The sequence below is a fragment of the Eubacterium sp. An3 genome (assembly GCF_002159465.1).
Taxonomy (GTDB): Bacteria; Bacillota; Clostridia; order Lachnospirales; family Lachnospiraceae; genus Anaerobutyricum; species Anaerobutyricum stercoris.
Window position 1 is genome coordinate 1 of the sequence record NZ_NFIR01000001.1, and the last position, 18,158, is coordinate 18,158.

The 18,158-nt window shown below is 43.8% G+C and carries 14 protein-coding genes, 4 tRNA genes and 1 rRNA gene; 18 read left to right on the plus strand and 1 reads right to left on the minus strand.

Translation table 11 applies throughout. The features are described from left to right. From B5F87_RS00005 to B5F87_RS00065, 13 genes are all read left to right on the plus strand, one after another. A 23S ribosomal RNA gene (locus B5F87_RS00005) occupies positions 1–146 on the plus strand; the annotation flags it as partial. A gap of 70 nt (positions 147–216) precedes the next feature. Then, positions 217–289, plus strand: a tRNA-Asn gene (locus tag B5F87_RS00010). A gap of 4 nt (positions 290–293) precedes the next feature. Beyond that, positions 294–365, plus strand: a tRNA-Glu gene (locus B5F87_RS00015). Between the two features lie 3 nt (positions 366–368). Next, positions 369–439: transfer RNA gene (locus tag B5F87_RS00020), tRNA-Cys, on the plus strand. Between the two features lie 53 nt (positions 440–492). Continuing rightward, positions 493–566: transfer RNA gene (locus B5F87_RS00025), tRNA-Met, on the plus strand. A 247-nt stretch (positions 567–813) separates the two neighbouring features. Further along, the gene (locus B5F87_RS00030) at positions 814–1,995 is read left to right on the plus strand and encodes an acetyl-CoA C-acetyltransferase (protein ID WP_087275109.1); all 1,182 of its coding nucleotides are present in this window, start codon (positions 814–816) and stop codon (positions 1,993–1,995) included. A gap of 86 nt (positions 1,996–2,081) precedes the next feature. After that, positions 2,082–2,867, plus strand: a complete 786-nt coding sequence (locus B5F87_RS00035) for an enoyl-CoA hydratase-related protein (RefSeq protein WP_087275111.1) — start codon at positions 2,082–2,084, stop codon at positions 2,865–2,867. A gap of 77 nt (positions 2,868–2,944) precedes the next feature. Beyond that, on the plus strand, positions 2,945–3,784 hold the full coding sequence (locus tag B5F87_RS00040; protein ID WP_087275114.1) for a 3-hydroxyacyl-CoA dehydrogenase NAD-binding domain-containing protein: 840 nt from the start codon (positions 2,945–2,947) through the stop codon (positions 3,782–3,784). A 119-nt stretch (positions 3,785–3,903) separates the two neighbouring features. After that, positions 3,904–5,058 (plus strand): acyl-CoA dehydrogenase, encoded by a 1,155-nt coding sequence (locus B5F87_RS00045; protein WP_087275116.1) that lies wholly within the window; start codon positions 3,904–3,906, stop codon positions 5,056–5,058. Positions 5,059–5,072: 14 nt separating this feature from the next. After that, on the plus strand, positions 5,073–5,858 hold the full coding sequence (locus B5F87_RS00050; protein ID WP_087275118.1) for an electron transfer flavoprotein subunit beta/FixA family protein: 786 nt from the start codon (positions 5,073–5,075) through the stop codon (positions 5,856–5,858). Positions 5,859–5,882: 24 nt separating this feature from the next. Further along, a complete protein-coding gene (locus B5F87_RS00055; protein WP_087275120.1) occupies positions 5,883–6,917 on the plus strand; it encodes an electron transfer flavoprotein subunit alpha/FixB family protein in 1,035 nt (344 codons plus the stop codon). 468 nt (positions 6,918–7,385) lie between these two features. After that, the gene (locus B5F87_RS00060; protein ID WP_087275121.1) at positions 7,386–8,156 is read left to right on the plus strand and encodes a LytTR family DNA-binding domain-containing protein; all 771 of its coding nucleotides are present in this window, start codon (positions 7,386–7,388) and stop codon (positions 8,154–8,156) included. 86 nt (positions 8,157–8,242) lie between these two features. Next, complete coding sequence (locus B5F87_RS00065) at positions 8,243–9,583, plus strand: butyryl-CoA:acetate CoA-transferase (RefSeq protein WP_087275123.1); 1,341 nt, start codon at positions 8,243–8,245, stop codon at positions 9,581–9,583. 151 nt (positions 9,584–9,734) lie between these two features. On the opposite strand, the gene B5F87_RS00070 is transcribed toward B5F87_RS00065, so the two are convergent. Beyond that, positions 9,735–10,847, minus strand: coding sequence for a nucleoid-associated protein (locus B5F87_RS00070; protein ID WP_087275127.1), 1,113 nt, complete (start codon positions 10,845–10,847; stop codon positions 9,735–9,737). Between the two features lie 74 nt (positions 10,848–10,921). Between B5F87_RS00070 and B5F87_RS00075 the strand changes: the two genes are divergently transcribed. The 5 genes from B5F87_RS00075 to B5F87_RS00095 all read left to right on the plus strand — a co-directional run bounded on the left by B5F87_RS00075 (position 10,922) and on the right by B5F87_RS00095 (position 18,140). Continuing rightward, the gene (locus B5F87_RS00075; protein ID WP_087275129.1) at positions 10,922–12,745 is read left to right on the plus strand and encodes a serine/threonine-protein kinase; all 1,824 of its coding nucleotides are present in this window, start codon (positions 10,922–10,924) and stop codon (positions 12,743–12,745) included. 17 nt (positions 12,746–12,762) lie between these two features. Beyond that, positions 12,763–17,007, plus strand: coding sequence for an Ig-like domain-containing protein (locus B5F87_RS00080; RefSeq protein ID WP_087275130.1), 4,245 nt, complete (start codon positions 12,763–12,765; stop codon positions 17,005–17,007). Positions 17,008–17,055: 48 nt separating this feature from the next. Continuing rightward, positions 17,056–17,235 carry a DUF951 domain-containing protein gene (locus tag B5F87_RS00085; protein WP_087275132.1) on the plus strand — a complete coding sequence of 60 codons (180 nt, stop codon included), beginning with the start codon at positions 17,056–17,058 and terminating at the stop codon, positions 17,233–17,235. Between the two features lie 108 nt (positions 17,236–17,343). Then, positions 17,344–17,631: a 30S ribosomal protein S6 gene (rpsF, locus tag B5F87_RS00090; RefSeq protein ID WP_087275134.1), complete on the plus strand. Its 288-nt coding sequence runs from the start codon at positions 17,344–17,346 to the stop codon at positions 17,629–17,631. A gap of 17 nt (positions 17,632–17,648) precedes the next feature. Next, on the plus strand, positions 17,649–18,140 hold the full coding sequence (locus B5F87_RS00095; protein ID WP_087275135.1) for a single-stranded DNA-binding protein: 492 nt from the start codon (positions 17,649–17,651) through the stop codon (positions 18,138–18,140). Positions 18,141–18,158: the final 18 nt, after the last annotated feature.

An 18,158-nucleotide genomic window follows, 5' to 3' on the forward strand; every position in this document is an offset into this window, starting at 1 on the left:
CATCTAAGCGTGAAGCCCCCCTCAAGATGAGATCTCCTAGCAGAAATGTGAGAGACCCCTTAGAGACGATGAGGTAGATAGGGCAGGGGTGGAAGTGCAGCGATGCATGGAGCTGACTGTCACTAATCGGTCGAAAGCTTGACCTAAAAAAAGCTTGATAAAGTAAGAGAAATCTGATATAATGTGTGCAGTTTTCAGGGTGCGCCCTGTAGATATTCCTCGATAGCTCAGTCGGTAGAGCACGCGGCTGTTAACCGCGCTGTCGTAGGTTCAAGTCCTACTCGGGGAGTTCTGGCTCCTTGGTCAAGTGGTTAAGACACCGCCCTTTCACGGCGGTAACAGGAGTTCAAATCTCCTAGGAGTCATATGGCGTCGTAGCCAAGTGGTAAGGCAGAGGTCTGCAACACCTTCATCACCAGTTCAAATCTGGTCGACGCCTCTACGAGAGACTAGTCAATGATTAGTCTCTTTTTACATTCATTAATTTTATATCGCGGGGTAGAGCAGTCTGGTAGCTCGTCGGGCTCATAACCCGGAGGTCGTTGGTTCAAATCCTTCCCCCGCAATTTCCGGAGGTCATCAGTAGTTGATGGCCTTTTTTTCATTTCATATGGTAAAAAAGGCAAATGAGCGCAGAAAAAGAAGTTTTTGTGAAAATTAAATAAAAGGTAGCGTTAAAAGAAAAAACATATTATAATGTTATTGCAAAGAAACCGAGATTGTGATAAACTTAACACATCGTACTAGATATTTTCTAGCCCAGAGTAACTATCATTTAGTAATTTTGATGATTAAAATGGAGGAATTAGTATTATGGCAAAGAAAGTTGTATTAGCAGGCGCTTGTCGTACCGCAATCGGAACCATGGGTGGGGGATTAAGCACAGTACCTGCAGCTGACCTCGGTACCATCGTAATTAAAGAAGCACTGAAAAGAGCAAATGTTGCTCCAGAGCAGGTTGACGAAGTATTAATGGGTTGTGTAATCCAGGCAGGTTTAGGCCAGAACGTTGCACGTCAGGCATCTATTAATGCTGGTCTTCCTGTTGAAGTACCTGCAACTACTATCAATATCGTTTGCGGTTCCGGTCTTAACTGTGTTAACCTGGCAGCTACAAAGATTATTGCTGGAGACGCTGATATCGTTGTTGCCGGTGGTATGGAGAACATGTCCATGGCTCCATTCTGTCTGGACAAGGCTCGTTTCGGTTACAGAATGAACAACGGCGTGTTAAAAGACTGCATGGTTAATGATGCATTAACAGATGCTTTCAATCATTATCACATGGGTATCACAGCAGAGAACGTAGCTGAGCAGTGGGGACTGACAAGAGAAGAGCTGGATGAGTTCGCAGCAGATTCTCAGCAGAAAGCAGCAGCAGCTATCGAAGCTGGCAAATTCAAAGATGAGATCGTTCCTGTAGAAGTTAAACTGAAAAAGAAAACAGTTATCTTTGATACAGATGAAGGCCCACGTCCGGGAACCACAGCAGAGAGCATTGCTAAATTACGTCCTGCATTCAAACCGGATGGTATCGTAACAGCAGCTAACTCTTCAGGAATCAATGATGGCGCTGCAGCAATCGTTGTTATGAGCGAAGAGAAAGCAAAAGAACTTGGCGTAACACCAATGGCTACATGGGTAGCAGGCGCTTTAGGCGGAGTAGATCCATCTATCATGGGTGTTGGTCCGGTTGCAGCTACCAAGAAAGTGCTCGCTAAAACTGGCATGAGCATTGATGACTTCGATTTAATTGAGGCAAATGAAGCTTTCGCTGCACAGTCTCTGGCAGTTGGAAGAGACCTTGGTTTCGATACATCCAAATTAAATGTAAACGGCGGAGCTATCGCTCTTGGACATCCTGTAGGAGCATCAGGATGCCGTATCCTTGTTACATTACTGCATGAGATGCAGAAACGTGACGCCAAGACTGGTCTTGCTACACTTTGTATCGGCGGCGGAATGGGCTGCGCTACAGTAGTTAAGAGAGATTAATCGCCATAGAATAATCCGGTAGCAGCTTTTGCTGATACCGGTGATTTCCATGATATGATTTGCTATCTGAAAGGAGATACATAACAATGGAATTCATTAATTACGAAGTAGATGGACAGGTTGGTATTATTACAATTAATCGTCCAAAGGCTTTAAATGCGTTAAACAGCGCAGTTTTAAAAGAACTGGACGCTACAATTGATGCTGTTGATTTAGATGCCATCAGATGTCTGATTCTGACAGGTGCAGGAGAGAAATCTTTTGTTGCCGGCGCTGATATCGGAGAAATGAGCACTCTGACTAAAGCGGAAGGTGAAGCATTCGGTAAAGCTGGTAATGATATTTTCAGAAAAATTGAAACATTACCGATTCCTGTTATCGCTGCAATCAACGGATTCGCTTTAGGCGGCGGCTGCGAGATTTCCATGAGCTGTGATATCAGACTCTGCTCTGAAAATGCCGTATTTGGTCAGCCGGAAGTTGGTCTTGGAATCACTCCTGGATTTGGCGGAACACAGAGACTGGCTCGTATTGTCGGACCAGGCAAAGCAAAACAGTTGATTTACACTGCACGTAACATCAAGGCGGCAGAGGCTTACAGAATAGGCCTTGTAAATGAAGTGTACCCATTAGAAGAGCTTATGCCTCAGGCAATTAAGATGGCAAAAGGCATTGCAAAGAACGCTCCGATTGCCGTTCGCGCATGCAAGAAAGCTATCAACGAAGGTCTTGAAGTTGGAATGGACGAAGCAATTGTGATCGAAGAGAAATTATTCGGAGACTGCTTCGAGACAGAAGACCAGAAATATGGTATGGCATTCTTCCTTGACAAAAATAAAGATAAAGTAAAAGAACCATTTAAAAATTGCTAATTGATAGTGAATAAGTCCTGCATTCCATCTATGGAGGTGGGATGCAGGCAAATTATATATTTTAGGAGGAAAGATCAATGAAAGTTGGAATTATTGGCGCAGGTACAATGGGTTCCGGAATCGCTCAGGCTTTTGCTCAGACAGAAGGTTATGAAGTATATTTATGCGATATCAACGATGAATTTGCTGCAAACGGCAAAAATAAAATCGCAAAAGGCTTTGAAAAAAGAGTAGCAAAAGGAAAGATGGACCAGGCTAAGGCTGATGCAATCCTTGCAAAAATCACAACAGGTACCAAAGATATCTGTACAGACGCTGACTTAATCGTGGAAGCAGCTCTGGAGAATATGGAAGTTAAAAAACAGACTTTCAAAGAATTACAGGATATCGTAAAAGCTGATTGTATGTTTGCAACAAATACTTCTTCCTTATCCATCACAGAAATTGGTGCAGGATTAGACAGACCGGTTATCGGTATGCATTTCTTCAATCCAGCTCCGGTTATGAAATTAATCGAAGTTATCGCTGGTATCAACACACCGGTTGAAATGGTTGACAAGATCAAAGCTATCTCCGAAGAGATCGGCAAAACACCTGTACAGGTAGAAGAAGCTGCCGGATTCGTAGTTAACAGAATCTTAGTTCCAATGATCAATGAAGCTGTAGGAATCTATGCAGACGGCGTTGCTTCTGTTGAAGGCATTGATACAGCTATGAAATTAGGTGCAAATCATCCGATGGGACCTCTGGCTCTGGGTGATCTGATTGGTCTTGATATCTGCCTGGCAATCATGGAAGTTCTGTACAACGAGACAGGAGATCCAAAATATCGTCCACATCCATTATTAAGAAAAATGGTTCGTGGAGGAAAACTGGGACAGAAAACTGGTATCGGTTTCTACGATTACAGCAAATAATTTAAGCAAATTTATAATGCCGTGGGGGCATTCTGTCTCCACGGCTTTAGGTGAGTTATGGACAGACTGCTCAATTTGTCCGGCTTGCTGAAATAACCAATTTAAATGGAGGAATGAAAATGGATTTCACATTAAGCAAAAAGCATGAAATGGCTAGACAGCTTTTCAAAGATTTCGCTGAGAACGAAGTAAAACCTCTTGCTCAGGAGGTAGATGAAACAGAACATTTCCCAGAAGAAACCGTTGCTAAAATGCAGAAATTAGGTTTCATGGGAATCCCGGTTCCGAAGGAATACGGCGGACAGGGCTGTGACCCGCTTACATACATTATGTGTGTAGAAGAATTATCCAAAGTATGCGGTACTACAGGCGTTATCGTTTCTGCACATACCTCTCTTTGCGCAGATCCGATTATGACCTACGGAACAGAAGAGCAGAAACAGAAATATCTGGTTCCACTGGCTAAAGGCGAATTATTAGGTGCTTTTGCACTGACTGAGCCAGGTGCTGGTACAGACGCTCAGGGCGCTCAGACAAAGGCTGTATTAGACGGAGATGAGTGGGTATTAAACGGTTCTAAATGTTTCATCACCAACGGTAGCTATGCAGATATTTATATTGTAATCGCTATCACAGACGTTAAAGTTGACGCAAGAGGAAGAAAGAAAAAGAGCTTCTCCACATTTATCGTAGAAAAAGGAACACCAGGATTTACATTCGGAACAAAAGAAAAGAAAATGGGTATCCGTGGTTCAGCTACATACGAGCTGATTTTCCAGGATTGCCGTATTCCAAAAGAGAACCTCCTTGGACCGCAGGGTAAAGGTTTTGGTATCGCTATGCATACTCTGGACGGCGGACGTATCGGTATCGCTTCCCAGGCTCTGGGTATTGCAGAAGGCGCTTTAGACCTTACCATCAACTATGTAAAAGAAAGAAAACAGTTCGGCAGAACAATCGCTCAGCAGCAGAATACACAGTTTGTACTGGCTGACCTGGCTACGAAAGTTCAGGCTGCTCAGCTTCTGGTTTACAAAGCTGCGATGGCAAAGGCTACACAGAAAGTTTACTCTGTAGAAGCTGCTATGGCTAAGCTGTTTGCTGCAGAAGTAGCAATGGAAGTAACAACCAAGTGCGTTCAGTTACATGGTGGTTACGGTTACATCAGAGAATACGATGTAGAACGTATGATGCGTGACGCTAAGATTACAGAGATTTACGAAGGAACTTCTGAAGTTCAGCGTATGGTTATTTCTGGCAGCTTATTGAAATAAGGAGGGAAAATACTGTGAAAATCGTAGTATGTATTAAACAGGTGCCTGATACAAAAGGTGGAGTTAAGTTTAAACCGGACGGAACTCTGGACAGAGCAGCTATGCTCACCATCATGAATCCGGATGATAAAGCAGGTCTTGAAGCAGCCCTTAGATTAAAAGACCAGTTTGGCGCAGAAGTAACAGTTGTTACAATGGGACTTCCAAAAGCAGAAGAGGTTCTTCGTGAAGCTATGGCTATGGGCGCTGACAAGGGTATTCTTGTTACAGACAGAGTTTTAGGTGGAGCTGATACATGGGCTACATCCACCACACTTGCAGGAGCAATCCGCAACCTTGAATATGATTTAATCATTACTGGTCGTCAGGCTATCGACGGTGACACCGCTCAGGTAGGTCCTCAGATCGCTGAGCATCTTGACCTTCCTCTGATCTCCTACGCACAGGATATCAAGATTGAAGGCGACAGCGTTATCGTTCAGCGTCAGTATGACGATAGATATCATGTATTAAAGGCAAAAATGCCATGCGTAATTACAGCACTTTCCGAATTAAACGAGCCACGTTATATGACACCGGGCGGAATCTTCGATGCATATGACGCAGAGATCACAACATGGGGAAGACCAGACCTCAAAGATGTAGATGACAGCAACCTGGGTCTTGCAGGTTCACCTACACAGATCGCTAAGGCTTCCGATAAGGTTCGTAAAGGCAAAGGTGTCATGATGACAGCAGAAACACCGGAAGAAGGCGTTGATTACATCATGGACAAACTGTTAACTAAACATGTTATCTAATAAAAAGGGAATGTGGTGAATAGAATGAATTTACAAGAATATAAAGGTGTATTTATCTATGCTCAGCAGGTTGACAATAAGATTGATTCCATCGCTTTAGAATTACTTGGAAAAGCAAATGACCTGGCTGCAGATTTAGGAACAGACGTAACAGCAGTTTTAATCGGCTCTGACGTAAAAGGTCTTGTAGATGAACTGGCTGAATACGGTGCTGACAGAGTCATCGTTGTAGATGATCCAGCTTTAAAAGAGTACAGAACAGAGCCATATACTCATGCACTGGCTTCTGTAATCAATGAATACAAACCAGATATCTTACTGGTTGGCGCTACAGCTATCGGACGTGACCTGGGTCCTCGTGTATCCGCTCGTGTCGCTACTGGTCTTACCGCTGACTGTACCGTTCTTGAGATTGGTGAGTTCAAAGCACGTGGTGATGCAGAACCACGTCAGGGACAGTTACTTATGACACGTCCTGCTTTCGGCGGAAATACAATCGCTACTATCGCCTGCCCGAACCATCGTCCACAGATGGCTACCGTACGTCCGGGCGTTATGCAGAAAAAAGACCCTGTACCGGGAGCTAAGGCAGAAGTTATCGAATTCAATCCGGGATTCGAAGAGAACGACAAATATGTAGAGATTCTCGATATCGTGAAATCTGTATCTGAAACTGTTGATATCCAGGCAGCTAAGATTCTCGTATCCGGCGGCCGTGGCGTTGGATCACCAGAGAACTTCGCTCTTCTGGATGACCTGGCAGAGGCTATCGGCGGAACAGTTTCCTGCTCTCGTGCAGTTGTAGATAACGGCTGGAAACCAAAAGACCTTCAGGTTGGACAGACAGGTAAAACCGTTCGTCCTCAGGTTTACTTCGCAATCGGTATCTCCGGAGCTATCCAGCACGTAGCTGGTATGGAAGAGTCCGATATCATCATCGCTATCAACAAAGATCCGGATGCACCTATCTTTGATGTAGCTGACTACGGTATCGTTGGCGATGCTCTGAAGATCGTTCCTAAGCTGACAGAAGCAATCAAAGCTCAGGTTGGCAAATAATTCATCGTGCGATGAGAAACTGTGGCTCGAAAGTGAAACAGAAGAAAGCGGACAGGCCTGTTCCTCTTAGTTTTCATCGAATCGCAGGATAAAATAAGGCAGATCGCAATTTCTCAGGAAGAAATGTGACGTACAGATACGGCGCATGGCATCCAAAGGGAAATGATGTTCGGATATGATCTGTCACAAATATGAATAACATTGAAAATATGCCGGTGCAAACCGCGCGGCAGCATTCAATATGGGACTGCAGTCAAGGACTGTGGTCCCTTTTTGTTTAAATAATAAATAAGATTTTGTGTTAATTTTTCATACCCTTTTGCTTTATCAGGAAAATAATATCTTTTGTCAATTTTTTGTAAAAATGTAAAAAAATGTGTTATACTGTTTTTGCAGACAGATATTTGGAAGCACAGGAACGGAAGGAGGGGATGTAGTCATATTTTGCTTCCGTACAGGAGATGAAAAATGATTTCAGTTTTGATTTTTTGTCATAAGAAGAAAGAAGCAGATATACTACATAAGCTTTGCGGATATTGTACAGGTATGATGGGAGCAGAGATGCAGGTCTGTGATATATATGGGGCATCTATGAGAAAGCAGACAGAAAGAACGGCTGAACATGGTCATTCCTGGGATATACTTATTTTTGAGATAAGCAGCGAAGAGGACTTATCAGAACTAAAAAGACTCCGAAATATATTTCCGGAGGCGGAGCTTCTGATTATTGCCAGTCCCAGGATATCGCCGGAGCGATATCTGGTACCTTCTTTGCATCCAATAATGCTGCTGATGCAGCCAGTAAACAGACAGAGAGCCCTCGAAGCCATACGCCAGGTGCTGACGTACCACTACAGACGGAGAGAGAGGGAAATGTATACCCACAGATTGTTTGTCCGCATCGGTGAAGAGAGAAGATATTTTCACTATACACAGATTTTATATCTGGAGGCCAGAGAGAAGAAGCTGATTTTACACTCTGGTCAGGAAGAACTGTCATTCTATGGTTCGCTGCGTGAGATGGAAAAGGTTCTGCCGGAATATTTTGTTCGCTGTCATCGAAGCTATATTGTGAATTTCATGCATATAAGCAGGCTGGATTTATCACAGGATCTCCTCTATATTAATGAAAGATTTGTTATCCCGATTTCAAAAAAATATAAAAATAATGTGAATATTTTGCCTGAGGACCGTGTGAAAATTACAGAAAAAGAAAGAATTACAGGGCGGAAGAAATAGTTCAAGGTTGACCACAATTTATAACAATGGTAAAATATAGCCATGAAAATTTTTCGAATTTTGTGAATATTTCAAGGAGGAGACGCATGAGCTATATTAAAGAGTACGCAAAGAAGCTTGTGACAGCAGAAGAAGCTGTAAAAGTTGTGAATTCTAACGATTGGGTGGACTATGGATGGACAACTGGTACGCCTGTTGCGTTGGATGCAGCTCTCGCTGCCAGAGCAAACGAACTGGAGAATGTAAAAGTACGTGGCGGTATCTTATTATGGGTTCCGGAGATTTTCAAAGTGGACAATGTAGCAGACCACTTTACATGGAATTCCTGGCATATGAGTGGAATTGAGAGAAAGGCAGTGAATCAGGGATTTGCATACTATGCGCCGGTTCGGTATTCTGAGCTTCCACGCTATTACAGAGAAAATATCGGCCATATCAATGTTGCTATGTTCCAGGTTGCTCCGATGGATAAGCACGGATATTTCAATTTCGGACCAAACGCCTCTCATATGAAAGCAGTCTGTGAGATTTCAGATGTTATTATCGTAGAAGTAAATGAGAAGATGCCTCGTTGTCTTGGCGGATATGAAGAAGGCATCCATATTTCTGAGGTAGATTACATTGTAGAAGGTTCTAATCCGGAAATGGGACAGCTGGGAGCAGGAGGAGCGCCTACAGATGTGGATAAGGCCGTAGCAAAATTAATCGTGGAAGAGATTCCGGACGGCGCCTGTCTGCAGCTTGGTATCGGCGGTATGCCAAATACTGTTGGCTCCATGATTGCCGAATCTGATCTGAAAGACTTAGGTGTACATACAGAGATGTACGTTGATGCCTTTGTAGATATTGCAAAGGCAGGAAAGATCACCGGAGCAAGGAAATCTATCGACCGTGGACGTCAGGTATATGCTTTTGGCGCCGGTACACAGAAAATGTATGATTATCTGGATGATAATCCGGAATGTATGAGCGCACCGGTAAACTATACCAACAGCACGGCTACTATTTCCAAACTTGATAATTTTATTTCCATTAACAATGCGGTAGATATTGACCTGTACGGTCAGGTAAACGCAGAGAGTGCCGGAACAAAACAGATCAGCGGAGCAGGCGGACAGCTTGACTTTGTATTGGGCGCTTATGCATCCAAAGGCGGCAAGAGCTTCATCTGCTGTTCTTCCACCTTTACATCCAAAGACGGTGTGATGCATTCCAGAATCCGTCCAACTCTCGCTGAAGGTTCTATCGTTACCGATACCCGTCCGAATACACATTATGTGGTAACAGAATACGGTAAAGTATGCCTGAAAGGTCTGTCCACATGGGAGAGAGCAGAAGCTTTAATCAGCATCGCTCATCCGGATTTCAGAGATGAACTTATTGCAGAAGCTGAGAAGATGAAAATCTGGAGAAGAAGCAATAAATAATAAAATCGTTTTGAACAGCGTGGATTCATATTATTATAGCTAGTTTGACTCCTGCCTGAATGAAGCGAGAATATAATATCCCCTTACACAGAAGAGAAATCGTGTAAGGGGATATTTTGCTGTATTCTATTCTTATGCTGAGAACAGAGTGTTATTTTAAAATCAGATTATCTATATTTTTGATAATAATAGTGGTTTTGCCGGTAACGTCTGTCTGAACTTCCAGATTGGCAAGTTTATTATAGGTCTCCATAGGTATGGAGATCTCAATGCCGCTGTCTGTCACCATAATCTGTTTCTCCAGCTTCTTCACAGTTGATTCGTTGGTAACAGTAAAGTTATCAAACTGCAGATCATATTGTTCCATCTTCTCATCAAATTCGGATTTCTTCTCCGGGCTGTTTCCGAAAAGCCGATTGCCGATTTCTTCGACGTCGAAAGACTGCCGGTCCACATATTCTTTTTGAAGAGCGCTTTTTGTATCCATCTTCGTCTTCAGGTCAGCGCCGTCATATTTGTTAGATATGGTGTTGATCACCTTTGTGAGAATATTAAGCTTTCTCTTAGGTGGAAGGCTGGTATGGCAGACGAGGAAGTTTTCAGAGAGATAAAATACCTTTTCTCCGTTGACTTCATAGCGTTTCTCGAGAAGCTTGATGTGCATATCATCAAGCTTAATGATGATAGCCTCCGGAATTCTTGTGCCGGATGCAGGAAGCAGCGCCCTGGATTTTACGATATCAGCGCGGATTTCTGTTGTGGCTGGTTCTTCCTTGGATGCGGCTCCAGAGGAAACATCTGTATCAGACTCAATATCTGTATCAGAAAAAACGCCAGCGGCAGGGATGTCCGAAACAGAGATTTCGTGGGTATAGCTTTCTTTGTAATTCATTTTCAGAAGCGCCAGATAGATGACGCCCTCTGCCTGGAAGGTGACAAACAAAAGGTCTGCAGCAGGAATGTCCAGCCCTTCTCCCATGGATGTATATAGTTTCTCGGCAATCGCCTGACTGGTGGCGATAAAAGATTCTTCATCTGATTCATCCCACGCTGTCAATATAGGGTAGATGGGCGACGTCTCCGGATTAAATTCGCAGTCCTTCGTGTCATCGCTGACGACTATTTTATAAATATGATTACGAATAAATTCATATAAGTCCGGACCCGGGTCCAGAAGGGTGTTAGAGAGGATGCACTGCCCGTGCATGGTATCAAGAATATGTAAAATCGCTTTTCGGATGATAATATCGTCTCTGGCTATCATAAATATTCACTCCTTGTACATTTACTGTGTCAATGTCTGAGAGTTTAGTATACCACTGGAAGGGGGAGCTGTAAATGCTGACGGCAGGAGAGATCGTCGATGGGAAATATATAATTATCAGCGTACTGGGCAGGGGAGGTATGAGTACCGTATATCTGAGCCGGCATGTGACTCTGGGAAAAGAGCGGGCCATAAAAGAAATCTGCCGGGAGGGATGCTCGTGCTATGAATGGCTCAGACAGAGATTGATCAGAGAAGCCAATATTTTAAAGGAGCTGGATCATCCGAATCTGCCGGAGATTATAGACATTATTGTCAAGAAAGATTCTTTGCTGATTATTATGGAATATATTCCCGGGCATACATTGAAGGAACTGTTGGACAAATATGGAAGAATAGATGAAAGCACAGTGATTGAGTGGGGAAGGCAGCTTTGCGAGGTGCTTTTATATCTGCATACAAGAACGCCTCCGGTGATTTACAGAGATTTAAAGCCTTCCAATGTGATAATAAAACCGGATGGGAAGATTGTTCTCATTGATTTTGGCACGGCGAGGGAATATCGGGAGACGGATGAGGAAGATACCATTTGTCTGGGAACGAGAGGATACGCTGCTCCTGAGCAGTATGGAGGCGATCAGAGTGATGAGAGGACAGATATCTATTGTATGGGGGCAACATTGTATCATCTTCTGACCGGAAGAAGTCCGGAACAGCCACCCTATCAGATCTGCCCTATACGCAGGTGGGATCCGGGATTCTCTCCCGCTCTGGAAGAGTTTATTTTGACCTGTACCCGGCCCAACCCGGCGGAGCGTTATCAAAACTGTCAGGAAGCCGGATATGCGATCGAACATCTGGAAGAAAGTACAAAAATATATAGAAGAAAAGAGAAGAAAAAAATCTGTTTTTTTCTTTGTCTTGCCGCAGGAATGGCAATAAGTGGATTCCTTTCTCTTTTTTGCCGGAACATCATCAGAGATATCATTAGAGATGCCATCGTTGTTTATGTGAGACAGGCAGAACGAGCTTCAGACAGCGACGTCAGGGCGGAGAATTATATCGAGGCCCTGGAAATATCGCCTGCAAACAGCATGATTTATGAAAGTTTGCTGAAGCAATATGTAAAAGTTAATGATTTTACAGTGAAGGAAGCAGCGGAACTGATGAATATCCTGGAAATGGCAGGGAAAGGCGGCGGAGGAACGCCGGTACTTGAGATATTGCGACAGAAGAACCCGGAAACCTATGGCGCATTTTGTTACCACATAGGAATCGGATACTTTTTCTATATGAATACTATAGAAGGAAAAAAAGCTGCGCAGGTATGGTTTGAAGATGCGGCCCGTAAGCTTTCAGGAGGTATAGAGGAAGCCCAAAGAAAAAGAGCGTATTTATATGCACGCATATGTTCTTATTATAATACATTTCTGACATCGGGAGAGGATAGAAGCGGCGAACAGCAAGAGCCCGGATATGTTGATTTTTTTAACACTCTGAGCAGTTTAAATGATATCACACTCCGGGAAAGCAGCTCGTCCTCTCAGGCGGCCGCAGCCTACATGGTATCAGTGGAAGTGGCGGTGGAGCTTGCAGGTTTTGCCGTTCAATTCCAGAAAGAGGGGAGAATATCCAGTGAGAGAATACAGAAAGAACTGGATAAAATTTATGTAATAAGAGAAGAGACAGGGGAGGAAGCAGACTGGGGTGAAAGAAATGAAAAACAGACGGAAGAGAGCAAGGCAGCAGATGGCTCGGAAAAAAATTATTTTGGCAGAATCGACATACTGGAGAAATTCAGAGCAAAAGAAGAAATCGATAATCTGAAAAATCTTGTCATAGACGCTGGCAGAAAAAATGCTCTGGCGGCAATGGCCTTAAAGCAGGGAGGAGGATAAATGGGGTAGAGAACAGTATGCATATTGTGGCAAAACTAGAGATATGGCGGTATCTGGAACTCTGCGGATATGCAGGAATGATCTTGTTTGCGGCGGCAGCGTCGTATATATTCTGGAAAGTAAAAATATACGAAGCATTTTGGTATTTTTTTAAAAAATGGAAAAGAAAAAGAGAATGGAAAAAACAGTATAGAAAAAGGATGAAGGTGCTCATCTGCGTCTGTGTGTCCGGTATTTGTTTTACTGCGGGATGTAGCCGTACGGAGCTGGCATCAGTAAAAAATAGGCCAGTAAAAGCAAATATGTTTTCCGTATCGGCAAGAGAAATGCCGACAGCGGCGGACACGGTACCGGAGATAATCATTCTGCCGTCAGATAAATGTAATCTGGTGGAAAACATCAATTATTATAATGAAGGCATATACGGGAAAATATCAGTGGAAAAAGAATGGGTGGAAAAAGGAGAAATTATGCTGCGGGCGGTTCCGCTTGACAATGTGGCGGAGGAAGAAGCAGGAATTGACAGAGAAAGCAGTGAGGATGGCAGTTATAAGATTCAAGACTGGTATGTGGATGAAAACAGAGTAGAATTCTATTTTAACCTGCAGGGTAAATGGATGATTGCATTCTCCTGTCGAATAAAGACGGAAGAAAACAGCAGCGAACAAGTTTATACGGCTGAGAGCGAGCCATTTGTGGTAGACAGGGAGGAACCGGAGTTGTCCGTTATCTATGGCAATTGCAGAGAGATCAGCAGTGCGAAGTCTTCTGAGGAAAATGTAAACCGTATCATCCAGAGAAATATAAAGAGGATTTCCTCATCGGACTGCGAAGTGTTTGCTTCTGGAAAAGGAGAGGTTACGATTAAGATAAAAGAAGATTATTTTTCGCCCGAAGATGTGAGAATAAAGGTGTTTAAAGAAGATTATGAAAGCGGCAGAAAACAAGATGTTGCGAAACAGTGGGAGCAGAGGGGGCAAAGTGGAAATAATCAAAAACTAAATGGAGGAAAATGGGAACAAAAAGGAAATACATTTATTCTTCAGTATCAATGGGAGGAAGAAGGACATTATCAATTTCATATCGAATATGAAGATAAAGCAGGAAACAGACTGACGGCGCAAGAAAACAGTGAGACAGATTTCTGTATGGACGGAAGCGCGTATGAGGGCCCGACTTATACCCTTGATAATACTCCGCCGGAGCTTAAAGCATTTATCTATGATCAGGAGCCCGGGAAAATATGGGGAGCCCGAAGTTATTTTACAGAAAGCCCGGTCATAATAGTTGAAATAGAAGAAGAAAACTTTAATCAGCAGGATTTTTCATTTCAGAATGTTATGACCCGCGCAGACAGACGGCAGATACGTCCCCTCTGTAGTGAGGATGATTACGCTATCGTGTGGACAAGCAGCTACGAAAAGGGAAAACGGCGAAACAGAGCAGTGATTGCGCTAAAAGAAGAAGCTAATTATACATTTTCCGGATGGGTGACAGATGGATGCGGACAGAAAAGTTCTGTTCAGGAAGGGCAGTGTACGTATGATACAACACCACCGGAAATTATGATTCGCATCAAAGGACAGGATTTTTTTGCGCCTTATGAAACATATCAGTATTTTGGCAGAAAGGAAATGATTGTTTCGGTTACGGCAAAAGATGATATCAGCGGCGTGCAGGCTATCATGCATAAAGAAGGGCGGGAAGAGTCAGAGGGGAGTGAGGCTGTCATCAGTTCCAATGAAAAAACAGACGTGCTGAAGGATGATCTGTCCGAATACTCCACGGATATCGTAGTGAGTCAGCAGGATTTCAAAGGGACAATTTTTATATGGGCGAAAAACTTTGCGGGACAGAAAAGCCGTGAAGTCAACAGCCCGGGGATGATTCTGGCCTCTCCTTCCATGCATCAAAATAGCAGCGGCATTACCCTGGAGTTATCAGAGGCAGACTATACAGATGAGAAGAAAAAAGTAAAGTATTATCGAGGTCCCATCACTATAACGGCGAAAGGAACGGACAGTTATGCGGGAATCAGAGAGTTTACGCTTGATATCAGGGATCAAAGGAGGCATAAACAGGAAAAGGCTGTGTCTGAAGAAGAACAGCCGTCAAGAGGACAGGAATCCGGATGGCTGGATTCAGATTGGCAAAATAAAAACCAGAAAAAAGATATCGTCTATGAAAAAATGTTGACAATGCATGTGAAAGCAGAGGATTTTCAGGATACCGGTGAAAAGAAGCCTCTGAAAATTGGCGCGACGCTTATAGATAACGCAGGTAATCAAACGTCTGAAAAATACAAGGAATACCGCGTTGTGACTGACAGTCAAAAGCCTGAGGTCGGGGTCGTTTATGATACTGATGATGCAGAGAACGGTCAATATTATAACTGTACCAGAACGGCTACGGTTACCGTCCGGGACAGAAACTTCAATCCCCATGCGGTGCGGTGGGATATCTCCGGTTCCAATCAAAATTATCAGATTGGGAGATGGACCGGGGAGGGGGAACTGCATCAATGCCAGGTGACTTTTGCGGAAGAAGGAAAAAATTATCGGATAAAGCTTGAAGTGGAAGATTATGCGGGAAATAAAACGGTATGGGATGAAGATCATAATTTTACTATAGATAAGACACCTCCTGTCATTGAGATGGCGATCGATGCTGGCAATGCGGAAAATAAGATATATTATCGTTCCCCGCAGAAGATCACATTTCATGTAAAAGATAAGAATATAGATCCGGAAAGTGCTGCCGTGTATTTTCAGAATCGGCGAAAAAAAGGGAAAACGATTTCTTTGACACATACCGAAAGCAATCATTATATTGCAACACAGATGTATAAAAAGGACGGGGAATACCGCCTTTATTTTCAGTGTACAGACTTGGCGGGAAATGTATCGAAAAGTGAACAGGCGCTGCGCTTTGTTATTGACCGTACTGCGCCTGAAATTCAGGTTAACGGAGCGGCAGATAATATGGCGTATACAGGGAAAGTGTGTCCGTCCGTAACGGTAAGAGATAAGAATCTTGCAGACGGACTGGTAAATGTAAAGCTGGAAAAAATTGACGGAGCGGTGAACAGAGCTATCGATGGGGTGGCAGATGGGGCTTCCGCATCCGGCGTCTCTGCGGTAATTGCCAAATATACATGGGTTAATTTTCCGTATAACGAAGAGGCAGATGGAGTCTACCGGCTGCAGGCATATGCGGAAGATCTGGCCGGAAACCATAGTACTTTAGGAAAAGGAATTGTGTTTACGGTTAATCGATTTGGCTCAGTGTACGTGCTGCAGGATGGATTGGAAACAATTTTAAAGCGGGGATATATGAGAAAGCCAGAAGGAATCGTGATTACTGAATACAGTGTTAATCCTGTTGATACAAGAATTACGATATTGAAAGATAACCAGAGCTGGAGGGAGTTATATCTGGGAGATATTCCATCAGAAAAAGAATCCGCACAGGAGATGACGCAAAGATATCATCAGCCTGCGGCAAAGAGCAAAATAGAATCTCTCTGGCAGCGGGAAACACGGGATGGGAAATATGCTGTACTGACAGGCAAGGCAGTTTTGGGAGAAAGAAGCGGCTGGTATGTGAAACGACATTTCATTTCTGAGAGAAATTTCCGGGAGGAGGGAACTTATCAGATTACGCTTGAATCCAGCGGGTATATTATGAAAAACGGAAAAAGGAATATCATAAAGGAGACGAGCAGCACACTCAGAGGAAAAACAATTTATTTTACGGTGGACAAGACGCCGCCGGTAGTTCAGATCGGAGGTCTGGAACAGGAATACTATGAAGAAGAGACACATCCTTTTGTCATCACGGTGATGGATAATTTTGCCTTTGCGCACATGGATTTAACTATACGGCGGGAAGATGCTGATGAAAAAGAAGAAACTATCCGAATCACTCCTGATGATCTGGAAAGTAACCAGAGTGTTGTGAAGGAACTCAAGGCATATGAGGGCAGACAGACGATTTCTTATCAGGCGTGGGATGCCGCTGGAAATTGTCTGGACTCAGAGAAGGCCGGAGAAGAGATCAGCTGCGTGGTTCTCAGCCGGGAAATGGTCGAAAAAAGAAAAAGTAATGTCAAAAGTGAGCTGGGAGAAGCAAAAGACTGGGGAGAAACGGAGAATCCGAGGAGAAGTACTGCCGGACTGATATCTCAGATTGCGGGTCTGCTGCTGGCGGTACTGGGACTGGCTGCAGCGGCCGGTGCCGCTGGTTACCGCAAACTGTTTTGACGCGGCAGCAAAATTTTGTTATAGTTAATTCATGGAGGTAGGCGCAGCATGGATTTTCAGGTTGGAGAAGTGATCAAGATGAAAAAGCCGCATCCCTGCGGAACTAATGAGTGGAAGCTGCTTCGGGTCGGGATGGACTTTCGGCTGCAGTGCAATGGCTGCGGTCGCCAGGTTATGCTTCCGCGAAAGATTGTGGAGAAGAATTTCCGGGGATATGTAAAAAAATAACTTGTTTTTATGAATGCTCTATGGTAGAATAGGTCATTGTAGTGCGAAAATCCTTGTTCTCCCGGGAGGGGAGGACCATAAAGACCAGAAGGAGGTGCAAGAATAACCATGAATAAGTATGAATTAGCATTGGTTGTGAATGCAAAGATCGAAGACGACGCTAGAGCCGAAGCCGTTGAGAGAGTGAAAGCTTTAATCGAGAGATTCGGTGGAGTGATTACTAACGTTGATGAATGGGGTAAGAAGAGATTAGCTTACGAAATTCAGAAGATGAGAGAGGGATATTACTATTTCATCCAATTCGATGCATCCAGTGACTGCCCGGCACAGCTTGAACAGCGTGTACGTATCATGGAGCCAGTCATCAGATATTTATGCGTTAAACAGGATGCATAACGAATAGGAGGAATTCCATGAATAAAGTAATTTTGATGGGACGTTTGACCAGAAATCCGGATGTGAGATATTCACAGGGAGAGAAGGCAACGTGCGTAGCAAGATATACTTTAGCAGTTAACAGAAGATTCCGGAGAGAAGGCGACCAGGACGCAGACTTTATCAACTGTGTTGCATTTGGAAGACAGGGAGAGTTTGCAGAGAAGTATCTGAAACAGGGTACGAAGATTGTTATTTCCGGAAGAATTCAGACAGGCAGTTATACCAACCGCGAGGGTGTTAAGGTGTATACCACAGATGTTGTGGTTGAAGAACAGGATTTTGCTGAGAGCAAGGCTGCTGCAGCGAATTACAGCGGAGGATATCAGCAGAACAGCTACCAGGGAGCACCGGCTCCTGCACCGGAACCACAGCCGACCATGACCAGCCGTCCGGCTCCGTCAGAAGCGGTGAGCGACGGATTCATGACAATTCCGGAGGGGATTGAAGAAGAACTGCCATTTATCTAAGGTTTGAGGAATTTAGGA

Coding starts and splice junctions, on each gene's coding strand:
- B5F87_RS00030 (WP_087275109.1), top strand. CDS start 814: ATGGCAAAGAAAGTTGTATTAGCAGGCGCTTGTCGTACCGCAATCGGA.
- rpsF (WP_087275134.1), top strand. CDS start 17,344: ATGAATAAGTATGAATTAGCATTGGTTGTGAATGCAAAGATCGAAGAC.
- B5F87_RS00045 (WP_087275116.1), top strand. CDS start 3,904: ATGGATTTCACATTAAGCAAAAAGCATGAAATGGCTAGACAGCTTTTC.
- B5F87_RS00065 (WP_087275123.1), top strand. CDS start 8,243: ATGAGCTATATTAAAGAGTACGCAAAGAAGCTTGTGACAGCAGAAGAA.
- B5F87_RS00040 (WP_087275114.1), top strand. CDS start 2,945: ATGAAAGTTGGAATTATTGGCGCAGGTACAATGGGTTCCGGAATCGCT.
- B5F87_RS00070 (WP_087275127.1), bottom strand. CDS start 10,847: ATGATAGCCAGAGACGATATTATCATCCGAAAAGCGATTTTACATATT.
- B5F87_RS00095 (WP_087275135.1), top strand. CDS start 17,649: ATGAATAAAGTAATTTTGATGGGACGTTTGACCAGAAATCCGGATGTG.
- B5F87_RS00080 (WP_087275130.1), top strand. CDS start 12,763: ATGCATATTGTGGCAAAACTAGAGATATGGCGGTATCTGGAACTCTGC.
- B5F87_RS00075 (WP_087275129.1), top strand. CDS start 10,922: ATGCTGACGGCAGGAGAGATCGTCGATGGGAAATATATAATTATCAGC.
- B5F87_RS00060 (WP_087275121.1), top strand. CDS start 7,386: ATGATTTCAGTTTTGATTTTTTGTCATAAGAAGAAAGAAGCAGATATA.
- B5F87_RS00055 (WP_087275120.1), top strand. CDS start 5,883: ATGAATTTACAAGAATATAAAGGTGTATTTATCTATGCTCAGCAGGTT.
- B5F87_RS00085 (WP_087275132.1), top strand. CDS start 17,056: ATGGATTTTCAGGTTGGAGAAGTGATCAAGATGAAAAAGCCGCATCCC.
- B5F87_RS00035 (WP_087275111.1), top strand. CDS start 2,082: ATGGAATTCATTAATTACGAAGTAGATGGACAGGTTGGTATTATTACA.